Annotated in this window: 11 protein-coding genes; 7 read left to right on the forward strand and 4 right to left on the reverse strand. The window is 63.3% G+C overall.

Annotation, left to right across the window (positions count from 1 at the left end; all coding sequences use genetic code 11):
- Positions 1 to 170: 170 nt before the first annotated feature.
- From Pla175_RS11160 to Pla175_RS11185, 6 genes are all read left to right on the forward strand, one after another.
- Positions 171 to 503, forward strand: coding sequence for a hypothetical protein (locus tag Pla175_RS11160; RefSeq protein ID WP_145284331.1), 333 nt, complete (start codon positions 171 to 173; stop codon positions 501 to 503).
- A gap of 1 nt (position 504) precedes the next feature.
- Complete coding sequence (locus tag Pla175_RS11165) at positions 505 to 1,545, forward strand: DUF1559 domain-containing protein (RefSeq protein WP_145284335.1); 1,041 nt, start codon at positions 505 to 507, stop codon at positions 1,543 to 1,545.
- A 144-nt stretch (positions 1,546 to 1,689) separates the two neighbouring features.
- Complete coding sequence (locus Pla175_RS11170) at positions 1,690 to 3,912, forward strand: beta strand repeat-containing protein (RefSeq protein WP_197527427.1); 2,223 nt, start codon at positions 1,690 to 1,692, stop codon at positions 3,910 to 3,912.
- A 177-nt stretch (positions 3,913 to 4,089) separates the two neighbouring features.
- Positions 4,090 to 7,113 carry an autotransporter-associated beta strand repeat-containing protein gene (locus tag Pla175_RS11175; RefSeq protein ID WP_145284342.1) on the forward strand — a complete coding sequence of 1,008 codons (3,024 nt, stop codon included), beginning with the start codon at positions 4,090 to 4,092 and terminating at the stop codon, positions 7,111 to 7,113.
- Between the two features lie 55 nt (positions 7,114 to 7,168).
- Positions 7,169 to 10,198, forward strand: coding sequence for an autotransporter-associated beta strand repeat-containing protein (locus Pla175_RS11180; RefSeq protein WP_145284345.1), 3,030 nt, complete (start codon positions 7,169 to 7,171; stop codon positions 10,196 to 10,198).
- 274 nt (positions 10,199 to 10,472) lie between these two features.
- A complete protein-coding gene (locus Pla175_RS11185; protein WP_145284349.1) occupies positions 10,473 to 11,534 on the forward strand; it encodes a PEP-CTERM sorting domain-containing protein in 1,062 nt (353 codons plus the stop codon).
- 167 nt (positions 11,535 to 11,701) lie between these two features.
- On the opposite strand, the gene Pla175_RS11190 is transcribed toward Pla175_RS11185, so the two are convergent.
- Complete coding sequence (locus tag Pla175_RS11190) at positions 11,702 to 12,055, reverse strand: hypothetical protein (protein WP_145284352.1); 354 nt, start codon at positions 12,053 to 12,055, stop codon at positions 11,702 to 11,704.
- 93 nt (positions 12,056 to 12,148) lie between these two features.
- On the opposite strand from Pla175_RS11190, the gene Pla175_RS11195 reads away from it, so the two are divergent.
- Positions 12,149 to 13,279 carry an ISAs1 family transposase gene (locus Pla175_RS11195; protein WP_145284355.1) on the forward strand — a complete coding sequence of 377 codons (1,131 nt, stop codon included), beginning with the start codon at positions 12,149 to 12,151 and terminating at the stop codon, positions 13,277 to 13,279.
- On the opposite strand, the gene Pla175_RS11200 is transcribed toward Pla175_RS11195, so the two are convergent.
- From Pla175_RS11200 to Pla175_RS11210, 3 genes are read right to left on the reverse strand one after another with little or no spacing between them, the layout of a single operon-like run.
- Positions 13,246 to 14,370, reverse strand: coding sequence for an alpha-L-fucosidase (locus Pla175_RS11200; RefSeq protein WP_145284359.1), 1,125 nt, complete (start codon positions 14,368 to 14,370; stop codon positions 13,246 to 13,248). The genes Pla175_RS11195 and Pla175_RS11200 overlap by 34 nt on opposite strands.
- A 57-nt stretch (positions 14,371 to 14,427) precedes the next feature.
- Positions 14,428 to 15,951: a sulfatase gene (locus Pla175_RS11205; RefSeq protein WP_231954342.1), complete on the reverse strand. Its 1,524-nt coding sequence runs from the start codon at positions 15,949 to 15,951 to the stop codon at positions 14,428 to 14,430.
- A 43-nt stretch (positions 15,952 to 15,994) separates the two neighbouring features.
- Positions 15,995 to 18,964 (reverse strand): glycoside hydrolase, encoded by a 2,970-nt coding sequence (locus Pla175_RS11210; RefSeq protein ID WP_197527428.1) that lies wholly within the window; start codon positions 18,962 to 18,964, stop codon positions 15,995 to 15,997.
- Positions 18,965 to 19,669: the final 705 nt, after the last annotated feature.

The following is a 19,669-nucleotide window of genomic DNA, read 5'->3' on the forward strand; positions in this document are numbered from 1 at the left end:
CTCGGGCTACTGGCGCCGCGCGTACGCGGTTCTGTCGAGCGGCCCTTTGTCTTCCATTCGCTCTGGCTCTGACCGGATGCGGATTCAATTCTAATGGTCTCGTCGAGGTCGTAGGGACCGTAACGCTCGACGGCGCCCCTGTTTCGGCGGGAAAGGTCGAGTTCTTTCCCGTGTCGGGCCGGCCATCGAGCGGAGAGATCGGCGGCGACGGCCGTTTCCGGCTATCAACCTACGAGCCGGGCGATGGCGCCAAGCCGGGCAAATACTCGGTAACGGTTACCTCCTATCAGGTCCCCGACGACGGCCCCACCTACAATTCCCTGGAAGACGAGTTGCAAGGCAAGCCGAGCAACGCGCCGAAGCCGAGTATTGCACGGTCGAAAACGCCCCAGGCTACCTGGCTAATCCCGAAGAAATACTCAAACCGCTCGACATCCGATCTCGCCGTGGAGGTGACCGGCGGCGGCGAAGACATCGAGCTCGCACTTTCGTCGAGTCCCTGACGTGACTGAGAATAATAAGGAGATTAATGTGAAGTTCATCGCTCAACGCTATCGGCGATCTGCCTCGCGACGTTCAGGCTTCACGCTGGTTGAGCTGTTGGTCGTCATCGCGATCATCGGGATCTTAGTGGCGTTGTTGCTGCCGGCGGTTCAGGCGGCGCGGGAGTCGGCTCGCCGCATGCAGTGCACCAACAACCTGAAGCAGATGGGCCTCGCGTCGCTCAACTACGAGTCCGCTCGCGGACGCTTTCCCGATGGCATGACGCTTGATTTTGAGGCGGGCTGCCCGGCAGAGGGTTGCAGGGGGTGGACCCACATCCACCAGACCCTGCCCTACTACGAGGAAGGGGCGCTCGAGGCGCAGTTCAACTTCGACTTCGACGGTGGTTGGCTCTATTTTTTCCGGTCGCTCTCCGCGGCCCAGCGGGACGCGATGGACAACGCCCGTCTTTCAGCGCTGCTCTGCCCTAGCCTTTCCAAGTGGGAGGAAACCAGCGGCAACGGCTATCGTCGGGACTACTACGGGAGCTACGGCGGCCGGGGACACAGCCAAAGCACTGGGTCGTCGCGATTCGGAACCGTCGACCCCGCGACCACCCCGATCGTCACCGCGAGCGGCATTGTGGCGGACGACGGCGTGCTCTACGTCAACAGCGGGACGAAGTTCTCACAGATTACCGATGGCTCGTCCAACACGTTCCTGGCCGGCGAGAGCTTTTTCGGGACCCGAGACAGCGCGCCGGGGTACGGCACCTGCGAAGGGGGCCAGCCTACCTGGTACCAAGGGGGCGCCGGCAAGAGCGCTACAAACGTCAGCTTTACCCGCGCTCTGCGAGGAACCAAGAACGCCATCAACACCGACATCGGGTGTAATGATCCGTCTGACGGCAATGAGGTGCCTTTCGGCAGCCAGCATTCTGGAGGCGGATGCAACATGCTCTACGCCGACGGGCACGTGGAGTTCCTTGCGGACAACATTGACTTCGACCTCTATCAGGCGACCTCCACCCGCGCCGGCGCCGACGGGATTGGCCTGAATTGACTGCCCGCTGGAGGACGCCTGAACGCGTACCGGGCCACGACTTGCGACCCGCCTTTGTGAACGACCTTTATGCCAGTCAACCTGCCTGCCTGTCGGCGGCCGGCCAGCGGCGAAATACCAACCATTCCTAGGAGTTTGAAGCCGATGAGTCGTCTACTGAGATTCCAATCCGCTTTGCTGAGCGTATGTCTGGCGCTTCTTGGCCAGACATCCATCGTCCAGGGCCAAGCCAGCATCACCTGGACTGGGGCCGGCAACGGCTCCACGTTCTCGGACGACAATAACTGGTTCGCTGTTGACGCTTTGGGTTCTGGCGTGCTCGGTCCAGAATTCCAGTTCCCAGGCGATTCTCTCAAGTTTGATTCCGCCGGCACGACGATCAACAACGACCTCGATCCGACCACGAATCCCGGTTATGCCAGTCCGTTTGTCGTCCCCGCCGGGCAGCCCCTGCAATTGGGCAACGGATACCTAGACAACAATGGTGATCCGGCTACCAACGAAGCCGTGGAGACCAATAGCGCCGCGTTCCACTTCCTCCCGGGGGCCGGAAACTTCACGATTACGGGATTTGCGGTCAAAGTCGGCGGCAACGTCGACAACGGCGTGACCGTAGTCAATGATCACACCCCCATCTTTCGTGCCGAAGCGGGCGCCGGGATGTTGCAAACCTTTGACATCGATATGACTCTTGGTGGGGGCCTGAAGCGTCGCAAGGTCGTGCTTAAGAATAGCGTCTATGCCGATCCGCTTGTCACTACTACCGTCCCGATCCAGTACGCATCCGTGGTGTTCAACGGCGATATCAACTTTGTAAACGACGTCATGTTCATCGACGAACAGTCGGGTCGAGTGGAGCTGAACGGCAACAACACCGGCGTCGGTAGCACGCTTGTTACGGGCGGCACCAATTCTTCCCGAGCGGTTATTCGCAACAATATCGCCAACACCATTCTTTCGCTCGGTAGCGATACCGCGCTTGGGGAGGCGGGCACGGGCGTCTGGGACGATGGCACCCTGCAGTTGCGAGGACTTACGGCCAACGCGATTGTGACGATTGAATCCCCCGCTGAGCGAGATCTCTCGGGCTATTTCATGAACGTGGCGAACGCATCTGGCGGCGGCGGTGGTCGATTCGACAGCGGGAGTGACATCTCGATCGGGTACCTGATGCGATCGGGCAATGGAACGCGCACCGTGGTGAACTACGGATCGGGCGTGCTGAACATCGAGGGAGGCATCTTTGCGACCACCGGTGACGCGGCGTCGTCGAACGGCTTCGGCATTTTTGCGAACGGTCCCGGCGGCACCAATGGGAAGATCGTCGTCAACGGCCGGCTGTTCAACACGTTCATCGACCCAATAGCTGCCGGCTTGAGTGGCACCTCTGCCACGGGCGGCATTCTCACTCCGATCGCGGGCGCCGACGGCGTAACGATGGTCAACGCCAGCATCAACTTCCGGAACGGCGCCGTAGAGCTCAACGGAGACAGCAGCGCCAGTTGGATTGGAAGCCAGGTAGTCGCGTCAAACAACGTCGTCGTCACGCTAGGGCACACAAGCGCTCTGGGGGACAGCACCTCGGTCCTTGCCTTGAACAACACTGGCACGGTCGATATCGGTGCACTGACCATTGAGCAGAGAGTTATCTCCAACGGCGGTACACTGCGCGGCAATGGCACGCTGACCTACGCCTCGGATTGGAGCATCGGCGGAACGGTGCAGCCCGGTAGCGAATCGCCGACCGCATCGGACACGCTCACGTTCGACTTTTCTGGAGCGGTTGCGAATAACACGCTGCAGTTCGCGGCGAGTTCGACGGTCGATTTTGTGCTCGACGCCGGGTTGAGCAGTTCCACAATCGACGTGGTCGGTTCTTTGGCCGGAGGGACAAACGTAGTCTTCAACGACAACACGTTTGCGCTCGCGGATCTCACGTCAGGCGCCTTGGCCTTGGGCGACTACACATTATTCAATGGCGACGCGAACACGACCTACACCCTCGGGGCGGGCGTTACAGTCGCGGCGCCCACCGGCTATTCCGGATCGCTGAGTGTGTCTGGCAATGATCTCATCTTGAGCCTAGCCGGCGCTGGGGGGACTCCCGGCGACTACAATGAAGATGGTGTTGTAGACGCAGCGGACTACACCACTTGGAGAGACAACTTGGGGAGTACTACTGCACTTCCAAACGACGGCGGCCTGGGCACGCCGATCGGCTCAAGCCAATACGACTTGTGGAGATCCAACTTCGGCAATCCCGGCGTCGGCGCGCTTGCTACCGGTTCCGCCGCCGTCCCCGAACCCTCCGCCGTCATCCTGTTGGGTCTGGGAGGTTTGCTGCTAGTCCGCCGTCGTATGGCCTAGGGTCGGCGTTGGCATCACACGGAGTTTCGAGATGCAGCCCGTCTCCTATCGCAGCAGGGGACGGGCTGCCATTTTAGGTTGGTCGCCGTCAAGTTGCGAGTTTGCTGTTATCTGGGAGCGATGCGCCATGACGCCAGGGCGTGGATCAATCCATGCGGAATGGATGGAGGGATGAGAGTGAGCATAGGCAGCCGAACCACAGTCCTCATCGTCTTCGTGGGCCTCATCGCTTGCGCTGGCCAAGCAGCGGCGCAGTACACCGCCAACAGCCTGGCGGAGCTGCGGGGCTACGGTTTGTCGGTGAACAATTCTACGGTCACGCTCAGCGCGACCGGCGGCGACCCCCACCCGGTGACGGGCGTTGTCACGCCGGGTCAGTACTGGATCAACGGCGACCATATCGCGAATCCGACCAATTCCATGCCGATCTTCATGGAGCTCAGCGGCGCCGGCAACACCTACAACCTGTCCGGCGCGACCATCAACCTCGACACCCGCAAGCTGGACGGCTTCGGACGCAATCTTGGGCACGACAGCGGGGTCGACGTCATCCGGATCTCCGGCTCCAACAACCTGGTACAGGGCATCAATCTGATCGGCCAAGACATTGCGCTCGACACCGACCCCGGTTCGCAGCGCTACGCCGATTGGGCGACGCAGTACGTCGAACTCTCCGGCGAAAGCAATACCGTTGACGGCGCCCACGTCGTGACGCGGGGCTCCCGGACCGATGCGTATGGCTTGGGAGACGCATTCGGCAAGGGCGCCTCGGGAGGCATCACCCCTTTTCTCTCACACCGCAAGGCCTCTGCGTTCCGCGTCGGCGAGGCCACCAATGCCGTCATCAACGACATGCACCTGGAGGTCAACACTTTTGGGCACGGCTTCTTCGTTCAGACTTCTACTAACACGACGCTGACCAACAGTACGGTTACCGGCGAACTGTTCCCGTCTCAAGGGGTCATCGACCACCCACTCTACCAGCAGTACGGAGTTACCTACCACCAGAACGAGATCCCCAACGACCTATTGATCTCCGGCGCCGAAGGGGGCGTGCGGATGTACACCGGCTCGTCCGGGCTGACCGTGGACAACGTGGTGGTCACGAACATGCGCTCGGGCTTCGCCACATCCTTGGGTGGCGGCACGATCACGCTTAGCAACGTCCAGGCTTACGGCACCGAGACGGCTTTCGGCATCAAGTCCAATACGACCATCACCAATGCAAAGGGTGACGCGGTCAACGGGCCACTCCTGGTTTTTGACAATGCTAGTTCCTCGAACACGACGATCGAGGTCGAGCTGGTCGGAGACCAGCCCTTCAACCACGACTACGCACTTGCCTACGTGAGCGGCAACAACGTGGACGTCCGTATCATTAGTGACCGACCCGCCGAGGACTTCGAGGGGACGACCTTGTTCCGCAGCGCGCAGTTCTGGTTTGAAAACTGGCGCGAAGACCAGGACCTCACGACGCACGACGTCCCGGGCTATGACCACATCAACTCGGTCATCATCAACGACACCAAACAGTTCTTGGTCCTAGGTGAGCAGGCTACGGGCAACTCCGGCAGTTCGCAGGCGCCGGTGATCACGAACGGTAAGAACAACTACTACGACGGGATCTCCTTGGTGCCGACCGGTAAGCGTACGGTGCTTGTGCACACGGCGGGGCTTGGCAACAACGGCACGGCGGCCAACGGCAGCTTGAGCTTGGAGACGAACGCCTCGGTCGTGCAGGGCGGCGGCACGCTGGAACTCAGCCCGGGGATCCAGGTCAACAACGAGAAGCTCACGATCACGGGGGACGGCGTCGACGGCAAGGGCGCGCTGTACTCCGACGGCCAGGCCGGGTCCGGCACACGATTCGGCAGTTCCAGCAACAGCAATGAGAGCACGATCTTCTTGGACGGCGACGCCTCGATCGGGGTCGGGGTGGCCGGGAACCAGGTGCTGGTGGGCCGCATCCAGGGGGCTGGCGATCTGACGAAGCGGGGCCCGGGCAAGCTGTCGATCGAGAAGTCGAGCACGTTCCTTGGCGACCTGATCGTCGCGGAGGGAGAAGTAGCCGCCCGCTCGGGCGTAGCGGTGGCCGGCCTGAGGGTGATGAGCGGCGCCCGCTTCACGCAGATCCAGTCCAACGCGGTTAACACCAGCCAAGGGGTGCTCATCGACGGCGTGCTGGACCTAACCAACACCGCCGGCACGGGGGTGTTTTCGGGCGCGGTAGGGGCTCTCTCCGGCACGGGCATCGTCGAGGCCAGCAGCACCACCGCCCTTGGGCCTCACCCGCTGACGATCAACCCGCAGTCAGGATCGGCCGATTTCTCGGGCGCCATCCGCACGAACATCAACCTCGCCAAGACGGGCGCCGGCACACAGGTATTGACTGGCTTGAACACCTACACGGGCGCGACGACGGTTAATGCGGGCGTGCTGCTGGTCAACGGCGCGCACACGGGCGGCGGCGCTTATACCGTCAACAGCGGGGGGACCCTCGGTGGCGACGGCGCCATCGCAGCGTCGGTTGTCGTGAAGTCCGGGGGCCGGCTGGCGCCCGGCGCCAGCTCGGGTTCGTTGCAGATCGCCTCGCTGAACCTAGAGTCGGGCTCTACCCTGGAGATCGAGCTAGGGGGCGTGCAATCCGACCTGCTGACGGGGGGCAACATCGCGCTCGGCGGCAACCTCGCCGTTTCGTTGATCGACTCCAACGGCCAAGGGTTCGTCCCCTACGCCAGCGACTTGTTCACGGTTGTCTCGGCGACGGCGTTATCGGGGGCGTTCGCCAACGTGGCCAGCGGCGGCCGGATCGAGACGCTTGGTGGCGAAGGATCGTTCCTCGCTGCGTACGACGCGTCGCTCGACGCGGTGCAGCTTTCGGGGTTCGTGCCCTCGGGGCTGTCGGGCGACTACAACGAAGACGGCGTGGTGGACGCGGCCGACTACACGCGTTGGCGGGACGCGCTCGGGCAGACGGGGCTGGTCCCCTGGAGCGGCGCGGACGGCACCGGGGACGGCCAGATCACGGCGGACGACTACGCCGTGTGGAAGAACAACTTCGGCGCGGTCGCCTCGGCCCCCGTCGCGGCCGCGAGCGTGCCAGAGCCGGGAGCCTGCCTGATGCTGATCGCCGTGGTGGCATCGCTCTTCGTTGGTCAACGACACGCGCCCGCTCTACCTTCGCGATACGACAAGTCGTAGCATTTCTTTCGACCGAAGCAAACTCCGAGAACGTACTTTGATCCATCATTCAAGAATGGCTTCGCTGGGCGTCTTGCTGGCCGCACTCGGTTGGGGCGTGCCCGCTGCTGCGCAGTTGGTTGCCAACAGCTTGGCGGAGCTGCGGAGCTATGGGTTGTCCGTAAACAACTCCACCATCACGCTCAGCGCGACCGGCGGCGACCCCCACCCGGTGACCGGCGTCGTCACGCCCGGTCAGTACTGGATCAATGGCAACCACATCGCCAACCCGACCAACTCCATGCCGACCTTCATGGAGCTCAGCGGGACGGGCAACACCTACAATCTGTCGGGCGCGACCATCAACCTCGACACCCGCAAGCTCGACGGCTTCGGACGGGCGCTGGGCCACGACAGTGGCATCGAGGTTGTCAAGATCAGCGGTACGGGCAACACGGTCAATGGCCTGAACCTGACCGGCTACGACCTAGCCCTGGACACCGCCCCTAATGCACAGCGCTACGCCGACTGGGCAGCGGTGTATGTTCAGATGACCGGCGATAACAATTCGGTAAACGGAGCTAATGTCCTGACGCGCGGTTCGTATCCTTACGGCTACGGCGATGTATTCGGAAAAGGGGCGCGCGTCGACCCCCAAGGATCGCCCGCCGACGAGGGCGGGTTGCCTTGGATCGCCCACAGAAAGACGTCTGCCTTTCAGGTGATTGACGCCACCAACGCGGTCATTGACGACATGCACCTGGAGGTCAAAGCCTACGGTCACGGCTTCTTTGTTCAAGGAACTTCGACCAACACGACGCTGACCAACAGCACCGTTACGGGCGAGCTGTTCTCCAGCAACGACGTGATTAATCTGCCGCTCTACCAGGAGTACGGCTTCACCTCGCACGGCAACGAGCTCCCCCCCGACATCATGATCTCGGGGGCGGAAGACGGCGTGCGGATGTACACCGGACCCGTCGGTCTGACCGTCGATAACGTTGTCGTCACCAACATGCGCACCGGGTTCTCGACGGCGCTGGGCAAAGGGACCATGACGCTCAACAACGTCGAGGCCTATGGCACCGAGAATGCCTTCAATCTGACGTCCAACACCACTATCACCAATGCCAAGGGTGATATCGCCAACGGCCCGCTGATTTATATCCCCTACGACAACGTTTCGAATTCGACTGTCGATATCGAATTGGTGGGGGATGTTCCGCAAGGTGTGGACTGGGCCGTGGCCTACCTCAATGGCAACAACCTCGATGTTGCGATTTCCAGCGACCTCCCGGCGGGTGCGTTGCCGGCTGATTCAATGGTTCGTCTGGGGCAGAAGTTCTACAACAACTGGCGCGACTCCAATCATCCGACCGGCCCTGACGATGGCGCCGCCGACTACATTAACTCAGAGTTCCACAACAACACCAACCAGTTGCTCGTTCTGGGCGAGGACGTCACCGGGAACACAGGTAGTTCCAATGGCGGCGTGATCACGAACGGTAAGAACAACTACTACGACGGGATCTCCTTGGTGCCGACCGGTAAGCGTACGGTGCTTGTGCACACGGCGGGGCTTGGCAACAACGGCACGGCGGCCAACGGCAGCTTGAGCTTGGAGACGAACGCCTCGGTCGTGCAGGGCGGCGGCACGCTGGAACTCAGCCCGGGGATCCAGGTCAACAACGAGAAGCTCACGATCACGGGGGACGGCGTCGACGGCAAGGGCGCGCTGTACTCCGACGGCCAGGCCGGGTCCGGCACACGATTCGGCAGTTCCAGCAACAGCAATGAGAGCACGATCTTCTTGGACGGCGACGCCTCGATCGGGGTCGGGGTGGCCGGGAACCAGGTGCTGGTGGGCCGCATCCAGGGGGCTGGCGATCTGACGAAGCGGGGCCCGGGCAAGCTGTCGATCGAGAAGTCGAGCACGTTCCTTGGCGACCTGATCGTCGCGGAGGGAGAAGTAGCCGCCCGCTCGGGCGTAGCGGTGGCCGGCCTGAGGGTGATGAGCGGCGCCCGCTTCACGCAGATCCAGTCCAACGCGGTTAACACCAGCCAAGGGGTGCTCATCGACGGCGTGCTGGACCTAACCAACACCGCCGGCACGGGGGTGTTTTCGGGCGCGGTAGGGGCTCTCTCCGGCACGGGCATCGTCGAGGCCAGCAGCACCACCGCCCTTGGGCCTCACCCGCTGACGATCAACCCGCAGTCAGGATCGGCCGATTTCTCGGGCGCCATCCGCACGAACATCAACCTCGCCAAGACGGGCGCCGGCACACAGGTATTGACTGGCTTGAACACCTACACGGGCGCGACGACGGTTAATGCGGGCGTGCTGCTGGTCAACGGCGCGCACACGGGCGGCGGCGCTTATACCGTCAACAGCGGGGGGACCCTCGGTGGCGACGGCGCCATCGCAGCGTCGGTTGTCGTGAAGTCCGGGGGCCGGCTGGCGCCCGGCGCCAGCTCGGGTTCGTTGCAGATCGCCTCGCTGAACCTAGAGTCGGGCTCTACCCTGGAGATCGAGCTAGGGGGCGTGCAATCCGACCTGCTGACGGGGGGCAACATCGCGCTCGGCGGCAACCTCGCCGTTTCGTTGATCGACTCCAACGGCCAAGGGTTCGTCCCCTACGCCAGCGACTTGTTCACGGTTGTCTCGGCGACGGCGTTATCGGGGGCGTTCGCCAACGTGGCCAGCGGCGGCCGGATCGAGACGCTTGGTGGCGAAGGATCGTTCCTCGCTGCGTACGACGCGTCGCTCGACGCGGTGCAGCTTTCGGGGTTCGTGCCCTCGGGGCTGTCGGGCGACTACAACGAAGACGGCGTGGTGGACGCGGCCGACTACACGCGTTGGCGGGACGCGCTCGGGCAGACGGGGCTGGTCCCCTGGAGCGGCGCGGACGGCACCGGGGACGGCCAGATCACGGCGGACGACTACGCCGTGTGGAAGAACAACTTCGGCGCGGTCGCCTCGGCCCCCGTCGCGGCCGCGAGCGTGCCAGAGCCGGGAGCCTGCCTGATGCTGATCGCCGTGGTGGCGGCCTGGGGAACGGGCGTCAGGCGGCGGGAAACGTTTCGAGTAGTGGCACGGGGTGGCTGACGCAAAGCCGTCATCGCCCAAAAATGAGCTGTGAAGACTCCTTGGCAAGCCGACGTCTTCACGTAATTTGAGGCAATCAGAGAAAAGTGGGATTTTGCGTTAATAATGGTTCGTAATCCGGCCGGATTCACCCCGATACATTCACCCCGATACCCAGAGGCTGCCTATTACAACGGGCAGGGACGCCGATTCGGTTCTTCACTACTCTTCCGCCTATTCTCGTTCTGTTCCTTTGTGGACTAATCAAACCTTCGATCTGGGAGCTTTGCGTCTAATGAATGTATCCTTTCAACCTCTCTTCACGATGCGTGGCTTGGTCGCGGCACTAGCGGCCGTAGCTCTCGCCACGTCCACGGCCGGCTATACCCAGGCGGCCCTATGGAGCGGCGCAGGGGACGGCGTGAGTTACGAGGACCCCCTCAACTGGGACGTCGTTGAAGCGTTCCCCGGCAGCACTCGAGATATTGCCTCTCCCGCAACGGTTGTGCGCGCCGCGGACGTAACCGTGAATCGTACCTTCGTCAGCGGTGGCGCTGTACTTAATGTGACAGGGGGCACACAGTCCGACGGCCAGTCAGGCAACACGATTCGGAACTTTGTCGGCAACGGCTCTGTCGGCACGGTCAACATGTCTGGCGGTGCCTACGGGATCGGTCACGTGCTTGCTATCGCCCACTCCAACAACAGCGATGGCGTCTTCAGTGTCACCGGCGGGGACTTGAGCGTCTTCCGAGGCGGTAATTCGCTGGTCGGTGGGTATGGTGGGATCTTTGCCCAAGGGCATTCGATTTCAATCGGTGGAAATAGCACCGGCAGCAACGTGACGGGCCTGTTTGAAATCTCGGGCGGCTCGCTGGTCACCCGCACCGGCGTTGCGGTGGCCAATAATGGCGTCTTCAGCGTCGTGGGTTCTGCCACCAACCAAATCAGACTGGGCGGCTCCAATGACGATGCTGGCTGGTTTGCCGTGAGTAGCAATGGCACGCTCAAGGCCGCTGTGGATTCGTCCATCACCCCGATTTTTGTCGAAGCACAAACCAATACTTCCCCCATCAACCCAGGCGTAGAATTTCAGCTCGGCGCGCTGCTCGACCTGAGCTTCGTCGGCGCCCCGACGCCTGGGACGTGGACGCTCCTCGAGTTGGAGGGGCAAGACATTGTGGACGGCGGCTTGGCCCTCTCGGGAACGACCGCCAGCGGTTGGAGCTTCGCCGTCGACAACAACGGCGACAACGGCCTGCTGACCGCGACCTACACCGCGGTGCCAGAGCCCGCATCGTTGGCGCTCATGGTGCTCGGCGGCCTGTTTGCCCTCCAACTCCGTCGCAAGGCCTAGCCCCACGCGACGTGGGGGCTCAGCAGTCCAAGAGCCCGCTCCCCGGGGCAGGGGAGCGGGCTCTTCTCGTTCAGGCACAGCGAGGCCGCCGGAGCCGGTACGCCCTGCCCCGCCTCCGCGCTCGCAGTTGACGCTGCTTGATCAGGGCCGGGTCCAGCCAGCACGGCTCAGCGCTCAGGGTCGACGGCCAAGCACACCACCGTGGCGACCTTGCTGGGCGCCGCTTCGGGAAGCGTGATCGATACTCCGTGGTCGGTTTGGGTGAAGCCCACCGCGCCTTGGTCGGGGTCGGCGAGCAAGTAGGCGCTGGTAACCGTGCCGCGCACCGTTGGGAGCTCTAGCTTTCCCGCCGGCCAGTCAAAGACGTGGACGTAGATCTTCCCCGGCCGCGTCGTCGCTCTCCACTGCCACGCCGGCAGAAACCTGGGCTTTCCCTTGTCCTTCGCGGCGTCGCTGTAGCTCCCGACTTCGGCGCCCCAGGGCGTTGGGCCGCACCCGTAGATCCAGGGCGATTGCGCCACGCTGGGTAGTCTGCGAGACTTACGGCGAGTCGAACATGATTTCGTTGGGAGCGCCGCTTGCGTCATGTTTGCGTTCTTGTCGGAGGGATTGTTGTGGCCGAGGTTTCCGAGGCAGGGATCGCGAGGCATTTCGAGGGGCTAACCGATCCGCGTCGGCGTGAGCCGATCTACCCGTTGGTGAACGTTGTGGTGATGGCGTTGTGCGCGGTCCTAAGCGGGGCGGACGACTTCGTGTCGATCGCCGCGTGGTCGAGGGAGAAGAGAGGGTGGCTGGCGAAGTTCTTGGACCTGTCGGCGGGCGTGCCTTCGCACGACCGCTTCAACGCGGTCTTCGCGGCCCTCAACCCGGCCGAGTTCGAGAAGTGCTTCTTGAGCTGGGTCACCGCGCTGCATGAGGTCACCGACGGCCAGGTGATCGCGATCGATGGTAAGACGCTGCGGCGCAGCTTCGACGCAGCGAGCAGCAAGGCGGCGATCCACATGGTGAGCGCCTGGGCGACCGCCAATCATATCGCCCTGGGGCAGGTCGTCACCGACGCCAAGAGCAACGAGATCACAGCCATCCCAAGGCTGCTTGAGATGCTGGAAATCAAGGGGTGTTTGGTGACCATCGACGCGATGGGGTGTCAACGGGAGATCGCCGAGCGGATCGTCGAAGGGGGCGGCGACTACGTGCTGGCGACCAAGGGGAACCAGCCGAACTTGTGCGAAGCGATCGATGCGTTCTTCACCGCGCAACTGGAAGACGACTGCCGGAACGTGGCGTGCCGACGGCACGAGTCGCACGAGAAGGGGCACGGCCGCGAGGAAGACCGTTACTACTACCTGACGAAGCTGCCGGAGGGGTTTCCCGAGCGTGAGAAGTGGCGTGGGCTCAAGGCGATCGGCATGGCGGTCCGCATCACCACCCATAGCGACGGCGCACAGACATTCGACACGCGCTACTACATCACTAGCCGCTACATGAGCGGCAAGAAGTTCGCCGAGGCGGTGCGCGGCCACTGGGGGATCGAGAACTCACTCCACTGGCAGCTCGACGTGACGTTCGGCGAAGACCAATGCCGCGTCCGCAAGGGACACGCCGACGCCAACCTCAGCCTGCTGCGCAGAACGGCGCTGAGCCTCCTCAAGAACAACACCTCCCGAAAGCTCGGCGTAAAGAACAAACGCCTCACCGCGGCATGGAGCGATCAGTACCGACTCGAAGTGCTCTGCGGGGCATGAGTTAACGTGCAATCGCCCTGCCCGTAGATCGCCTCGCCGTTCACGCTCAGCCACTGACCCATGTCGCGGAGCCGCTCAACGCTTGGCTCGGGGATGACGCCCTCGCCCGTAGGGCCCACATTAAGCAAGAAGTTGCCCCCCTTGCTGACGATATCAATCAGTTTTCTCAGCAGCTCATCGGAGCTCTTCCACTCGTCGTCCGCCTTGTTGTAGCCCCAGTGGTTGTTCATGGTCATGCAGGACTCCCAGGGCATACCGGACGCCTCTGCCGGAATATTCTGCTCCGCGACGTTGTAGTCGCCCAGGTCGCGGCCGACGCGGCTGTTGATGATGCACTCCGGCTGCAGGGTGCGGATCATCTGGATGAGCTCCTCGCTTTGCTCACGGTTGATCAGCTCGAAGGTGTCGAACCACATCACGCCGATAGGGCCGTAGTTGGTCAGCAACTCGCGCACCTGTGGCTTGACCTTGCGTTCGAAATAACGGCTGAAGTCCTTCTTGCTCTCGTCGGGGAAGTCGATCAGGTTGCTCCGCCACCCGGGCTTCATGCCGCGGCTTCCGCCGGTGGGGACATCCGGGTCTTCCCAGTCGCGTCCCAGCGAATAATAGACGCAGAACCGCACGCCACGCCGGCGGCACGTGTCGGACAGTTCCTTGAGTGGGTCGCGGCCGAACGCCGACCCCTTGACGATGTTGTGGTCGCTCGACGGCGAGTCGTACATAGCGAAGCCGTCGTGATGCTTGGCGGTTACGACCAAGTACTTCATACCGGCGTCGCTTGCGATCTTTACCCATTCGTCTGCATCGAACCGCACCGGGTTGAACTTTCGCGCATACGCGGAGTACTCAGCTAGGGGGATATTGGCGGTGAACTGCAGCCACTCGGCGTGGTTGGTGTCGCCCTTCCACTCGCCCCCCGCCTGCGAGTAGACGCCCCAATGAATGAACATGCCGAACTTGGCGTCCTTCCACCATTCCATGCGGTCGGGCGCCGCGTTGGCCGCATTGGTCGGCGGCTGATCGGCCCATGCGGTTTCCGACAGCGGACTAAGAAGTAGCGACAAGAGAGCCGTGCGCAACAAGCCGTTCATCAGGTAGGATCCGTGGGTGTGGGCCGCCTAAGCGGCTTGCGGGTGGAGTGAGTGTGCCTATTCCTGGGCCGCGAACGACCGTGCGCCGCGACAGCCGGCTTCCCATTGCTTGGTGAGCTTGCTTACCAGCGACTGGTGGCTCGGGTCGTCGGCTAGGTTCGTGTTCTCTTGCGGATCGGTCTGGTGGTCGTACAGTTCCACGGCGTACACCTTTGAGTGGTCGTCGCGGTCGACCCAGCGAGTAAAGCGGTACCGGTCGGTCCGCATCGAGTAGCCCATCATCCGCCGGCCGTTGGCGGACCGAGGGTACTGGCTGAAGGCGGCCGGCTTCCACGCTTGGTCCGGGTTCTCGAGCAGCGGCCGCAGGCTCGTCCCTTCCAGGTGGGTTGGGAGCGGCAGGCCGGCAAGCTCTGCAAGCGTGGGGTAGATGTCGACGAACTCCACCAACGCGCCGCAGTGCCGTTCGGAGCTGGCGGCGCCGGGTGCGGCGACGATCAACGGCGCCCGTGCGTCGTCTTCCACGTTGCTGTGCTTGCACCAGCGGTCGTGCTCGCCCAATTTCCAGCCGTGGTCGCCCCAAAGAACCACGATCGTGTTCTCACTCAGCCCCGTCCGGTCGAGCTCCTCGAGCACCCTCCCCAACTGTGCGTCCATGTAGCTCACCGCGGCGTAGTAGCCGTGCTTGAGCTGCCGGGCGTACGCGTCTGGCAGGTGGCTGGCGTCTGGGACATCGCGGTAGCTCCAAAGTTCGTTCCGGTCGGCCAAGGCGAACGCCGGGGCGCCTTTGGGGAGGAATGGGTTGTCGGCCAGGGGGATGGTCGCCGGGTGGTAAAGGTCCCAGTACGCCTTGGGCGAGACAAATGGCAGGTGCGGCTTGCGGAAGCCAACGGCCAGGAAGAAGGGCTGGGAGGCCTCTTTGAGACGCCGTAGCGCCGCGATGGCCTCGTCGGCCAGCGCACCTTCGCCGCCGCTGTTGGGGGGATCGTCCGAGGCTCGGAACGCCGGCCCGCGCCCGCCGCTCCTGACGGGTTGCGGAGCCGGCGGCGCGGGCCTTCGGGGCCCTGTCGCTCGCGATGCGGGGGCCCCTCGCTCTTTGGGGGGCGCCGACCAGGAGGCGGTATCGTCGAGCCCCCCGTGATAGATCTTGCCGAGGCCGACCGTGACGTAGCCGTGCTCCTTGAAGTGCTGGGGCAACGTCACCACATCGGGCAGCGCCTTGCGGAAGTGCGTTGTCAGGTCCCACACCCGGGTCGTGTCGGGCCGCGCTCCGGTCAGGACGCTCGTGCGTGAAGGAGAGCAGACCGCCTGCTGGCAGTAGGCGCGGTCGAAGACGACGCTCCGACTGGCCAGGCGATCGATGTTCGGGCTTTGGATGATTTGGTTGCCGTAGCAGCCGAGCTCTGGCCGGAGATCGTCTGACACCAAAAACAGCACGTTGGGTTTGCGACCATCCGGCGCCGCCCCCTCCCCTGTCGCCGCTGCGAGCAGGCATGCCGCCAGCGTGAGCAGGAGCATCGGTCGGCGGCTCTTGCCGTGGTCGGAGTGGATTTCCGGATCAGGTAGGTGAGGAGATGAATTCATCGCGCTAAGAGCCTTTGTGTTGCGGGGTAGGTTCGCCGACCGCCTAGCGGCGGCGCGAGTGAACTTGAGCCAGAAGAGTCAGCAACAGCAGAGCGATTGCTCCTGGCTCTGGAACCGGCGCCGAGGAGGCGTTCAGCGCCCCGAGCGTCTCGCCAAAGTTGCCCCGCCAGAGTTCGTAATGGGCCGAACCGATCGGCACTCCCAGGCCCCCGTCGTTGAGCAGCGGGCCGGCCGCGCCGAAGTTGTCTCGCCACACGGTGTAGTCTGCCGCGTCGACGCTTCCATCGTTGTTGAAGTCGCCAGGTAGTCCGGCATTTACCACTTCGGCGATGAGCGCATCGACCCCGTACTCGATCTCCCACGCCAGCTCAGTCGGTAGCGACGGCAAGACGATCCCATCAAACGTGTCGCTGAGTGCAGCATAAGATGCAAGCCGGAACAGGTCTCCCAGCTGTGCGACCTGCCCGGGCGCAAGCAAGAGCTCGAAGTCGCCGTCCAGAACCGCGTCGGCCCCTAGATAGAGGGCGGCGTCCGAAGCTGCGTAGGACCGAATCGCGCCGCCGTCCATGACGAAACCCGTCGCTAGGCTGAGCGTGCCCGCTCCCAGTTTCGTGAGCTGATTCCCATTGAGGCTCAGCGCGGCGTCGAAGGCGACCGACGCACCGGGGAGCACTTGGACGTTGAGGTCGCCGGCCAGTTGGGTGTTCACGGAGACGCGGTGGCTGCCCAGGCGTACGTCGATGAGGTTTGCAGCAGCGGGGTTGGCGTCGCCGATGGTCAACTGGCCGGCGCCCTGGAGGCGGTAGGCGTTGTCGCTGAAAAAGGTCAGCCTCGCGATCGCTTCGGCGCCATCGACCGCCACGGTGCTGGCTTGCTGGATCGCGTTTCCAAAGTAGAGCTTGCTGTTGTTCTCGACCTGGGCGTTGTAGGACCAATTCACTTTGTTCGAAAGGCTTCCGCCGCCGGTAAGGATCCACTCGCGCCCCTGGGCGGCGGGGTGCGTCACCCCAAGGTAGGCGTTGTCGATGTAGGTCCAGTCGGTGCTGCCGGTAGCGACGTTTTCGTACCCGATGACGGGCCTGACGTAGCGCGTGCCCGCGGGCGCTACGAACGTGCCGGAATAGTAGGAGCGGTAGTCGCTGTCGACGCCCCCGCTCTGGTCGATGCCCAGGGCCGGGACGATCAACGTCTTGTAGTCGCTGACCGAGCCGTGAGCGAGGGATTGGTCGTCGGCGCCGTAGAATTCAACCGAGAGGTAGGTCTTGGCGTCATAGTTGGCGGCTCCGGCGTTCTGGAACTGCACGTCGAGCGAAAGCTGGTACCCAACGCCGGTAAGGTCCGTGTCGGCGCCTCCGATGCCTGCCTGATAGATCTTGCCGAAGTTTCTCACGCTGTTGGTGAGCAGCCGGCCGGACCCGCTGGAGTCGCCGCTGTTGTCGCGGCTGCTGTCAAACGCGGCCTGACCTTGGGCCTGCCACCCGTCGATTGAGTTCGCCCCGTTGCCGGCGCTACCCAAGCTGAAATTGGCGTTCTGAATGAGGTTCGGCTGATCGTAGATCAGAATCGTCGTGATCGACTGCTCGGTGGCGGTCATGCTTATTTGATTGCCCCTGACGGCAGCCGGACCGTAAGACCGGTAGTTCCCCGACGCATCGGTGCGGATCACGCGGGTGTAGGCGGCGCTCCTGTCTAGCATCGTGTAGGCGTTGGAGTCGACGGCGTCTTCGTCGTTGGTCACGACGAGGACCGTGGTGCTGGAGCGGGGGTCGTACGCGGCGACGGTCTCGTCGTTGGACTGATCGAGGATTTGTGAACCCGGGCGTATGTGCGCCGAGAAGTGCTGCATCGCGTAGTACTGCTTGCGCATGTTGAACCAAGTGTTCGTCCCATTGAAGGGCGCGATGAGCATGCCCCAGTTACTGCCGTTGTTGTCCTCGACCGCCTGCCAGTAGGTCCAGCCTGCGGCGCCGAGGTGGCGCAGGTCGTTGGAGATCTGGTTGGCGAGGGTGATGCCGCCCGAGAGCGGGGTGCTGTTGCCCCCTGTGCCGAACTCGGTCGCGTAGATCGTCTGGGTGCTGCTGGGCCTGGAGGCGACCAGGCCTGCAAGCGCGGCGGCCGAGTCCGCGTCGCTGCTGGACCAGCTATACGAGTAGCTGTGGGTGTTGACCCGATCGAGGTACGACCGGGTAGCGCTGCCCCACTGTGCGAACGACGTGGCCGTCCTGCCGCTGGTGGTTTCCTCAGGCCCGACCAGCCCGACCGCAGACCCCCGGTCCACAAGCTGCTGCCCGATCTCGCGGATCAGCGCCGACTGGGCGGAGCCCGTGGAGATGTTCATCCCTTCCTGGTTGCTGCCGCCGTTCCAGAAGCTCGTGCCCGGCTCGTTCATGGGAGACAGCGTGTTGAACTGGATGCCGAGGTTCGACTCGAAGTGCTCGCTGACGTCGAGGAGGTACTCGCCGAACACGTCGTAGTTGTCGGTGCTCAGGTTGTTCTGCGCGACGTTATTGACCTTCGGGGCCCCGGTGGAGCTAAGCGACTCGGTCATCCACCACGGCGCCGAGTTGGCGAAGGCCTCGACCTGCGTGACGCCACGCTCGATGGCCTCGTTGAGGATCAGCCGCTGGGTCGCGTCGGCGTTCCAGTCCCACACCCACGTGCTCGGGTCGGAAGCGTTGGCCGGGGCGCTGGGCACCCAGCCCGCGATGTCGCCGCCGGGGCGGGTGATCGCCGGCCCCGCGGGGTTCTGGCCCGCCCCGATGTTGTAACGCACGAAGTTCAGGCCGAGCCCGTTGTTTTGATCAAACAGCAAATCCATGATCTGGTCGCGTCGGCTGCCACTGGTCGAGGCGCCCAGCTCGTTGCCCATCCACGCCAGCGAGGTTCCCCACGCCTCGAAACGTTGCTCGAAAGAGCCGGAGTCGGTGCGGATGTCGGTAGCCGCGGCTTCGCTTGCAGCCGTGCCACAAGCGGCCGCGACTAGTGCCGCCAGCCAGGTTCGAGAAAACTGCACGTGGTTGTTCCGCTTGTTGTCGTCGGTAGTAGACAGCGCGCGATCGCCATTGCTGTGTCGCGGTTGGCTGCGGCCGCAGCCTCCGGGGTGACGAGCCAATTGAAAGGAAGCCCGAACCCCTACGCAGCTGACCCTGCCTAGACGTCGAATTACGGCTTTGGGAAGCAGCGTCGGGGATTGCTTGTGAGTTGTGGACTGCCGCCCCTCGAGCGAGGACAGAAACGAGGGTGATAAACGGGGCCGATTGCAGCCGGTCTAGCGTCCCTTCATGGTATCCGCGGAAAACGGGCGAGGGTACGATGAAAAATCGCGAGCATCTGAGGCTCGTCTACTCCTGCGGGGCGTCGTAAGGGGTACCCTGACAAGGGGTTATGTGCGCCAGGCCGAAGGCTGGCAGCCACGAGAGCCATTGATTCGGCGCCCCGGCGGCTTGAGGCGGGGGGAGGAGGCCGATTTTTTTCGTAGCTTTGGCGTACGACGGTGGATACCCTAGGCCGCTCGTGCTCCTTGCGACCCCGATCCTCGTCTTGGCTAATTGACTGCGCGCCGACCGGCACCTGATGCGCCGCCGGTCTTGCTGAGGGCCGCGAGGCCTCCAACGCAAGTCGGCTTGTGTCGGCCCCGCTTCTCAGCTGAAGCAAACCGGACACGGCAGAGCGTCCGGTGCTTAGAATCGAGCGGTCGGCCCAGGGCCTTGGCGTCGCG

Source organism: Pirellulimonas nuda (genome assembly GCF_007750855.1).
Classification (GTDB): Bacteria; Planctomycetota; Planctomycetia; order Pirellulales; family Lacipirellulaceae; genus Pirellulimonas; species Pirellulimonas nuda.

Bases quoted from the DNA above. Each gene is read 5' to 3' on its own strand.
- Pla175_RS11170 (WP_197527427.1), top strand. From the start codon at position 1,690: ATGAGTCGTCTACTGAGATTCCAATCCGCTTTGCTGAGCGTATGTCTG.
- Pla175_RS11200 (WP_145284359.1), bottom strand. From the start codon at position 14,370: ATGAACGGCTTGTTGCGCACGGCTCTCTTGTCGCTACTTCTTAGTCCG.
- Pla175_RS11180 (WP_145284345.1), top strand. From the start codon at position 7,169: ATGGCTTCGCTGGGCGTCTTGCTGGCCGCACTCGGTTGGGGCGTGCCC.
- Pla175_RS11185 (WP_145284349.1), top strand. From the start codon at position 10,473: ATGAATGTATCCTTTCAACCTCTCTTCACGATGCGTGGCTTGGTCGCG.
- Pla175_RS11205 (WP_231954342.1), bottom strand. From the start codon at position 15,951: ATGAATTCATCTCCTCACCTACCTGATCCGGAAATCCACTCCGACCAC.